At 68.7% G+C, this 7,175-nt stretch carries 7 protein-coding genes; 3 read left to right on the top strand and 4 right to left on the bottom strand.

Annotated elements, in window-relative coordinates; genetic code table 11:
- Window positions 1-285 precede the first annotated feature (285 nt).
- Window positions 286-834: a hypothetical protein gene (locus AC5LUJ_RS22290; protein WP_250284543.1), complete on the top strand. Its 549-nt coding sequence runs from the start codon at window positions 286-288 to the stop codon at window positions 832-834.
- 49 nt (window positions 835-883) lie between these two features.
- Here the strand turns inward: AC5LUJ_RS22290 and AC5LUJ_RS22285 are convergent, their stop codons facing one another.
- Entirely contained in the window at window positions 884-1,531 is a 648-nt protein-coding gene (locus AC5LUJ_RS22285; protein ID WP_250284541.1) for a cysteine hydrolase family protein, read from the bottom strand.
- A gap of 265 nt (window positions 1,532-1,796) precedes the next feature.
- Window positions 1,797-2,351 carry a MarR family winged helix-turn-helix transcriptional regulator gene (locus AC5LUJ_RS22280; RefSeq protein ID WP_250284539.1) on the bottom strand — a complete coding sequence of 185 codons (555 nt, stop codon included), beginning with the start codon at window positions 2,349-2,351 and terminating at the stop codon, window positions 1,797-1,799.
- Between the two features lie 130 nt (window positions 2,352-2,481).
- Here AC5LUJ_RS22280 and AC5LUJ_RS22275 point away from each other — a divergent pair, with 130 nt between their 5' ends.
- Window positions 2,482-3,114 carry an FMN-dependent NADH-azoreductase gene (locus tag AC5LUJ_RS22275; RefSeq protein WP_250284537.1) on the top strand — a complete coding sequence of 211 codons (633 nt, stop codon included), beginning with the start codon at window positions 2,482-2,484 and terminating at the stop codon, window positions 3,112-3,114.
- Window positions 3,115-3,393: 279 nt separating this feature from the next.
- Here AC5LUJ_RS22275 and AC5LUJ_RS22270 read toward each other — a convergent pair whose 3' ends face one another.
- Window positions 3,394-4,785, bottom strand: coding sequence for an FAD-binding oxidoreductase (locus AC5LUJ_RS22270; protein ID WP_250284536.1), 1,392 nt, complete (start codon window positions 4,783-4,785; stop codon window positions 3,394-3,396).
- A gap of 253 nt (window positions 4,786-5,038) precedes the next feature.
- Here AC5LUJ_RS22270 and dapF point away from each other — a divergent pair, with 253 nt between their 5' ends.
- Window positions 5,039-6,055: a diaminopimelate epimerase gene (dapF, locus tag AC5LUJ_RS22265; protein ID WP_250290286.1), complete on the top strand. Its 1,017-nt coding sequence runs from the start codon at window positions 5,039-5,041 to the stop codon at window positions 6,053-6,055.
- A 205-nt stretch (window positions 6,056-6,260) separates the two neighbouring features.
- Here dapF and AC5LUJ_RS22260 read toward each other — a convergent pair whose 3' ends face one another.
- The gene (locus tag AC5LUJ_RS22260; protein ID WP_250284534.1) at window positions 6,261-6,695 is read right to left on the bottom strand and encodes a CBS domain-containing protein; all 435 of its coding nucleotides are present in this window, start codon (window positions 6,693-6,695) and stop codon (window positions 6,261-6,263) included.
- Window positions 6,696-7,175 lie beyond the last annotated feature (480 nt).

The raw sequence follows: 7,175 nt of genomic DNA, 5'->3' as shown, positions 1-7,175 counted from the left end.
CGGGGCCGAATGGGGCGCTGGCGTGCCGCTGCTTCAGTTCATGAAGAACATACGTCTAATTGATAAAAATCATATGCCAAGTTCGGTTTCGTCCAGGAAGAATGAGCTAAGCGTGGCGCCGTTAGGATGGCAGGCACATCCCGCGTCCCGGAGAGCTTCGATGACTCGACTGAGCACGTCTGTCGATCGTGCCACGGCCCTGCTCACGAACGCGAACCTCGCTGCGGACGCGACCGTGCGCGAGCCGATGCTCATCCTCAGCCGCTTCCAGCGGTGGGGCACCAGGTGGTGTTCATCGTCGGTGACATAACCGCCAAGATCGGTGATCCCAGTGGCCGCTCCGACGAGCGGCCCGCGCTGACCGACGAGGACATTGCCCGCAATCTTGCCACCTGCCGTGAGCAGGTCACCCCGTTCTTCGACTTCGCCCGCACCCGGTTCCGCCACAACGGCGACTGGCTGCGGGAGGTCAGACTGCCGCAGCTGATCGAGGGCACCGACGGCACCGGGGCCAAGATGAGCAAGTCCAAGGGCAGCTACGCCTTCGGTGACGTCGAGAACCTGCCCGAGGTCGCCGGCCTGGGGCAGTCGGTGACCGACGCGGTGAAGGCGCTGGGTTTCGCCAGGAGCAACGTTGACGTCCGCCGCGTCGCCCAGCAGAACGGGCTGCGCCTCGTCGTCGAGGCCGAGGGCGGCCAGGGGCAGATCACGCTCACCGCCGACGAGGCCCGTGAGCCCCTCGCGGCCCTGGTCAAGGACAAACTCGGCGACCGGAGCGGCGACTACTACCTCAAAGTCGGCCGCAAGCTCGCCCGGATCACCGTCACCTCATGATCTCATGTGTGCGGGGCGGATCGGCTAGATCTTTGTGCTGGTATACGGCTCAGGCGGTGTAACCGCGGCTGGAGTCGACCAGGCCACCGCCACCGCCGAGCACGGCGACGAACTCCTTGGAAACCACCGGATGCGAGAACATCGGGTAGTCCTTGGTGATGGCGTTGTCGTGTTCCTCCACGGAGGTTGCTGCAACGCAGTCGGTGAGCGTGAGGACGTTGAAGCCTTTTTCATACGCGGTCCGCATTGTGGACTCGACGCAACAGTTGGTGAGAAAACCGCCGAGGGCGACGTTTCTGATGCCCTTGCCGCGGAGGATGAAGTCGAGGTTGGTGCTCATGAAAGCGTCCAGCCCGCGTTTCCCCTCGACAAGGATGTCACCGGCGGCGGGCGTGAGAGCCGCGACGATCTGCGCGCCCCACGAACCCTTCACGAACGCGTTGCTCTCGACGACCCCGGCGAGGATGCCATACGGCTTCGCGCTGATCTCGCCGTAACCCTCCACGAATGAGATCGGGACGTGGATGACCGTGGCACCCGCCTGGCGGGCCTGTTCGGCTGCCGCAACGGTGTTGCCGAGCATTCCCGTCCGCTCCATGACCTCCGCCACCGCGCCGTGCAACGCGCCGCCGGCCGTGGTGAAGTCGTTCTGGAACTCGATGAGGACGAGAGCGGTTTCGGCTGGATTCAGACTCATCGGGCCTCCTGCGGCAGTCGGCGGGCATCGTGTCGCATCTCACGCTAGCCGGCTCTCGCGGTATTTGCCAGCTGTAGCGGGATTCCTGGCGACACGCGGTTCCCGGCGTTGCCGATCCGGGCCGGCTCCAGGAGGTGGAACTCTCGGGGTGAGAAAGGCGGCCCCGGGTAGATCGTTTGCTTTTGGATGGCCGATGATCATCGTGTCGTGAGCTGGAGCGTTCTGTCTCCGGCCGCCCTTGCCTGTCTTACCTGGCTTGCCTGCCCTACCTGCAATCCGCCGCGTCCCCCGGGCATGGTTCGGGCGACTGGCCGGAGGCGAGCAGGCCGATGGCCACACGCCGCAACGCGTCGGTGAGGATCACCTGCTCGTCGGCGTTCAGCGGAGCGAGGACGTGCCGTTGGGCCAGGTTCAGGCGGGCCGTCATCTCCTCGTGTCGGCGCAGCCCGGCATCGGTCGGCCGGATGAGCCGGGCACGCCGGTCGGCCGGGTCGGGACATCGTTTGACGAGGCCGCCGTGTTCGAGATCGTCGATGAGCCGCACCATGACCGACCGGTCGATGCCGAGGCGGCGGGCGACCTCCAGCTGGTTGCGGGCGCAGTCGGTCGCGGTGGCGGACAGTATGTGCAGGCCGCGGAGACCGCCGGGGAAGTCCCCGACGGTCTCCTGCGCGGCCTGCAGGAAGCCGTTCAGGACCTGGGTCAGCAGCCAGCCGAGGTCTTCGTGGACTTCTTCCGGCAACTCGGCAGCGGCGGCGGCGGTGTCGGTCCCCGATCCCGACGTCGCCTTCGACGTCCCCTCCGCGTCCGAGTGCTCCACCCCCTCATCCTACTGCTTGCGATCTGAGATATTCTCTGTCAGTGATACGTGTAGTCGCAGACGATCGTGACTGCACACCGTTTTGTCACGCATCTGTTGGCTCGACTGTCGGCCCGATCGAGGGGATCACATGCCCACACTCCTGCACATCGACTCAAGCGTCAGCCCGGCATCGGAGTCCCGGGCCTTCGCCGGCCGGTTCGCCACCGCCTGGACCGAGAGCCACCCCGGCGGCACTGTGACCTATCGTGACCTCGCAGCCAACCCGCCCTCGCACCTCGGCTGGGACGGCATCAGCGCTTCGGTGACCTCGGCGGACGAGCGGTCACCGGAGCAGGCCGCGGCCTGGGGCGGGCGTGAGGAGCTCATCGCCGAGCTTGAGGCGGCGGACGCTCTGCTGCTGTCCGTCCCGATGTACAACTGGTCGATCACGTCGACGCTCAAGGCGTGGATCGACGCCGTCGTCGTCGTCGACCGGACCGTCAGCCTGTCGGGCGGGCCCGGCGTGCTCAATGGCAAGCCGGTCACGGTCATCACCGCCCGCGGCGGGGCATACGGCCCGGGCACCCCCCAGGAGGGCAACGACTACCAGGAGCCCTACCTGCGTCACGTGCTCACCGCGCTCGGCGCGACCGACATCGACTTCATCAACGTCGAACTGACGCTGGCCACGGTCAACCCGGCCCTGGCCGATCTCATCCCACTCGCCGAGCAGTCACGCGCGACAGCGGAGAAGGCGGTAGCCGCCCGCGCGGCAGCCTGAAGCACCAATCCGATAACTACAAGTAGCAACAAAATCGGTAGCTGACGTCAACAGGCGCCGGCCGCCAAGGAAGATCGCCGCAGCTTTGTCGTTGTGTACGCCAACAGGGCCGAAAGGCGTATCGAACGGCAGACTCCGCTGGATCGTTCTCCGTACGGGTGGGCGGGGACGAGCCGGCCGGCGCGTCTGAGGTGTTCGTGCTCGGGCGCGCCGGCGATCCGCCGCCGGCGATCCGCCGCCGGCGTGGCGAAGCTACGTGAAGCCGTGAAATCGCGGACCTCACGGGCGCAGCGGCAGCGCCTTGCCCGGGTTGAGGATGCCGGCCGGGTCGAGCGCCTGTTTGATCGAGGTGTGCAGCGACCGCGCCACCGGGTCCAGTTCGTCGGCCAGGACACGGCACTTGAGCACACCGACACCGTGTTCGCCGCTGACCGTCCCACCGACCCGCAGCGCGAGGCCGAGCAGGTCGTCGAACGCGGCGAGCGCGCGCCGCCCGGCGTCCGGATCCCCGCGCGGATACACGATCATCGGATGCAGGTTGCCGTCCCCGGCATGGCCGAAGGTGCCGATCACGACGTCCCTGGCCGCGGCGATGCGTTCGACACCACTGACCGTCTCGACGATGCGTGAGCGCGGGACGGCGATGTCGTCGAGCAGCCACGCGCCGAGGCGTTCCAGGGCGGGGAAGGCGAGCCGGCGGGCGGCCAGCAGCATGTCGGCCTGTGCCGCGTCCTCCGAACGGTAACTCTCGGTAGCGCCAGCGGCCGCGCAGACGCTGACGACGGTGTCGGCCTCGGCCTCGCCCGCCTGCCCCGGCAGGTCACTCTGGGCGAGCAGCAGCGCGGCGGCGGAGGAGTCCAGGCCCATGGGCTGGAACCGTTCGACCGCGGCGAGCGTCGTTGCGTCCATCAGCTCCAGCAGGGACGGCGTGGCGACATTCATGATCTTTTCAACCGCCCGGCCGGCGCTGACCAGGTCCGGGAACACCGCGACCGCCGTGGTCGGCGCGGCGGGCAGCGGACGCAGCCGCAGCCGGGCCTCGGTGATCACACCAAGGGTGCCCTCGCTGCCGACGAACAGGCTGACCAGGTCGTAGCCGGCCACCCCCTTGAGAGCGCGGCGCCCGACCCGGGTGACCCGCCCGTCGGCCAGCACCACCTCGAGGCCGAGCACGCAGTCCCGGGTGCTGCCGTATTTCACGCAGCACAGGCCGCCGGCGTTCGTCGCGATGTTGCCACCGATGGTGCACTGCTCCCGCGACGCCGGATCCGGCGCGTACCACAGGCCGTGGGCGGCGGCGGCCTCGCGTAACCGCTGGTTGATCACCCCGGGCTCGACGACCGCGTACCCGTCGGCGGGACGGATGGACCGGATGGCGTCCATCCGGTCCAGGCACAGCAGCACGCACCCGTCGACCGCGTTGGCCCCGCCGGACAGCCCCGAGCCCGCGCCGCGGGGGACCACCGGCACGCCCCGGCCGTGCGCGACGCGCATCACCGCCTGGACCTGCTCGGTGCTCCGGGGGAAGACGGCGACGGCCGGCTGCCCGGCCTCCGCCCCGCTGGCCTGGTCGTGACGGTAGGAGACGAGCAGATCCGGGTCGGTCACCACGGCGCCGTCCGGCAGCCGCGCGGCGAGGGCCGCGGCCAGTGCTTCCCCGGTTGTCCGCATCGACGTCACCCAGCGACAGTAGAGCCAGCGGAACGAGAACGGGAAGCGGTGCCCGGGCGGGCAGGCAGCGCCCCGCCTTCCCGGGCGTCCCGCGGTGGCCCGGCCGTCCTCGGATACCCGGCGCGCCGGCTCCGGCCGGCGGCCCGGGTGGAATGCTCCGGCCACCCGGCGACGATGGCCGCGTGACCGGTGGTCACGTCCGGTCCGGCTCGGGGCCATATAGTGTCCGTGGACGCCGGCCGGGAGGATTCGCATGAAATTCGAGCTGTTGAAGGCGCACGGTTCCAGCAACGACATATTCGTTGTGGACGGCCGGCCCGAGCGGATTTTCTCGACACCGGCCGAGGTGGCGGATTTCGTCCGGCTCGTCTGTGACCGGCGGGGCCCACTGGGCGGTGACGGCCTGTACTTCGTCGATGATTCACCGGCGGTGCCGGAGGCGTTCTTCTTCAATCCGGACGGGTCGTCGGCCAAACTGTGCGGCAACGGCCTGCGGTGCGTCGGCCGGCTTGTCCTCGAACGCCGGGGGGCCGACGCGCTGGACGTCTCGACAGGTGGCGGGCGGTTCCGGGTGGAGAGGATCCCGCAGGTGGCCGCCGGGGTGTGGAGTGTGGCCGTCGAGCTTCCCCCGGTGACGTTCCGCGCGGCCGACGTCCCGGTCGTGACCACGGGCGCCGAGCACGTCGACACGGTCATCCCGGCGCTGCATCCGGCGCTGCGTCTCACCGGGGTCGCCGTCCCCAATTCGCACCTGGTCGCGGTCGTCGACGACTACGACGAGAACGAGCTGGTCGCGGTGGGAAGCGCGGCGGCGCGCCTGCCGGCGGTTCTCCCGGCGGGCGCCAATGTGTCGTTCGTCCGGCCGCTCACCGCGCCGGGGGAGATCTTCGTCCGTACCTTCGAGCGCGGTGCCGGGCTGACGCTGTCCTGCGGCTCCGGCGTGGTCGCGTCCCGCGCGGTGTACTCGCGGCTCGGCCACGCCCTGGCGGGCGAGGCGCTGCTGGTCCGCAGTCCGGGTGGCTGCGCGCGATCCTTTCTTGTGCCCGCCGCGGATGGCACCCTGACCCCCCGGCTGGAGGGGAACGCGACATTTGTCTACCGCGCCGTCGTCGACGTGGAACAGCTCGCGTACGCCGAACCGGGAGATCTGGACCTCGACGTGCTGACCGACGAGATCTCCGCCTACGACCTGTTCCAGGAGGACAACCTGCGGGCGATCCGCGCCGCCGAACCAGCCCAGCCGAACCAGCCCAGCCGAACCAGTAGGTGAAAAAAGCCGCCCTGGCAGCGTTTTCCACCTACGCGTTCCGCGTCCGTAGGTGGAAAGCGCTGTGATGACGGCTTTTTCTGCCTGCGGCCGGCTCTTTTTCTGCCTGCGGCTGGCTACTGCTGGCCGAGGCGGTAGATGGAAGGCGTCGCCATGGTGGCGCCCTCCACCTACCCGGATGGCGCGGATGGTTCCTATGCGCGGCTGATCAGGCGGGGCGGTCGCTGGGGCCCGACTTGATGGCCTCCACCAACTGGCCCAGCTTCTCCTCGGGCAGCTTCCGCGCGAGGTCCGCTTCGCTGATCATTCCTACCAGCTGGTTGTTCTCGATGACGGGCAGCCTCTTGATCCGGTGCTCCATCATCTGTTGCAGGACCTCGTCGACGTCCGCGCCCGCGTCGATGTAGAACGGCCTGCCCTGGCTGAGCTCCCTGGCCCGGGTCGCCGCCGGGTCCCTTCCTTCGGCGAGACATCTGATCACGATGTCGCGGTCGGTGATGATGCCCTGCAGCCTGTTGTCGTCGCCACAGATCGGCAGGGCGCCGACACCGAGGTCCCGCATCCTGCGGGCGGCGTCGACGAGGGTCTCGCTCTCGCCGATGCACTCGGCGTCCCGGTGCATGATTTCCTGTGCCGTGGTCATGCGGCTCCCTTCCGCGCGCCCGCGTTCTCGCCGCGCGCTTCACGTCTGCGTGACCACCTGGTGGTGCCACCACGTGAGGTGGCCTGTGCTGCCGGGAGGCCTCGGGCGTCCGGGAGGCCGGGGAGCCCGGCTGGACTGGTGGTACCCCGCCATCTCCGGTCGCATGCTGTGCGCGGATATGTTCACGCGTGTGACATGCCTGGTCGCGGGGACGATCTGTGATTGGTTGTCGTCACGGCAGGACTGTTGTCGGATTGGTGACAGGCAGACGAGGAAGGCCGATGACAGACCAGGACCGGACCGGGGCCGGATCGGGATCAGAGGAACTGGTAGCGCTATGACATAGGCCACAAAAACATCGATCCTGGATCACCCAGGGCAATACGGGAGGCAGTGGAACGCCGAGGACCGGCGGGCTGGCGACCCCCTCCGTCGCCAGCCCGCCGGTTTCGGGCTATCTCTTCTCCCCCCGGATACTGC

The sequence above is a fragment of the Protofrankia sp. CiP1_Cm_nod3 genome (genome assembly GCF_982290655.1).
Note: the sequence above shows the minus strand (reverse complement) of the source record. Positions and strands in the feature narration are given on the sequence as shown.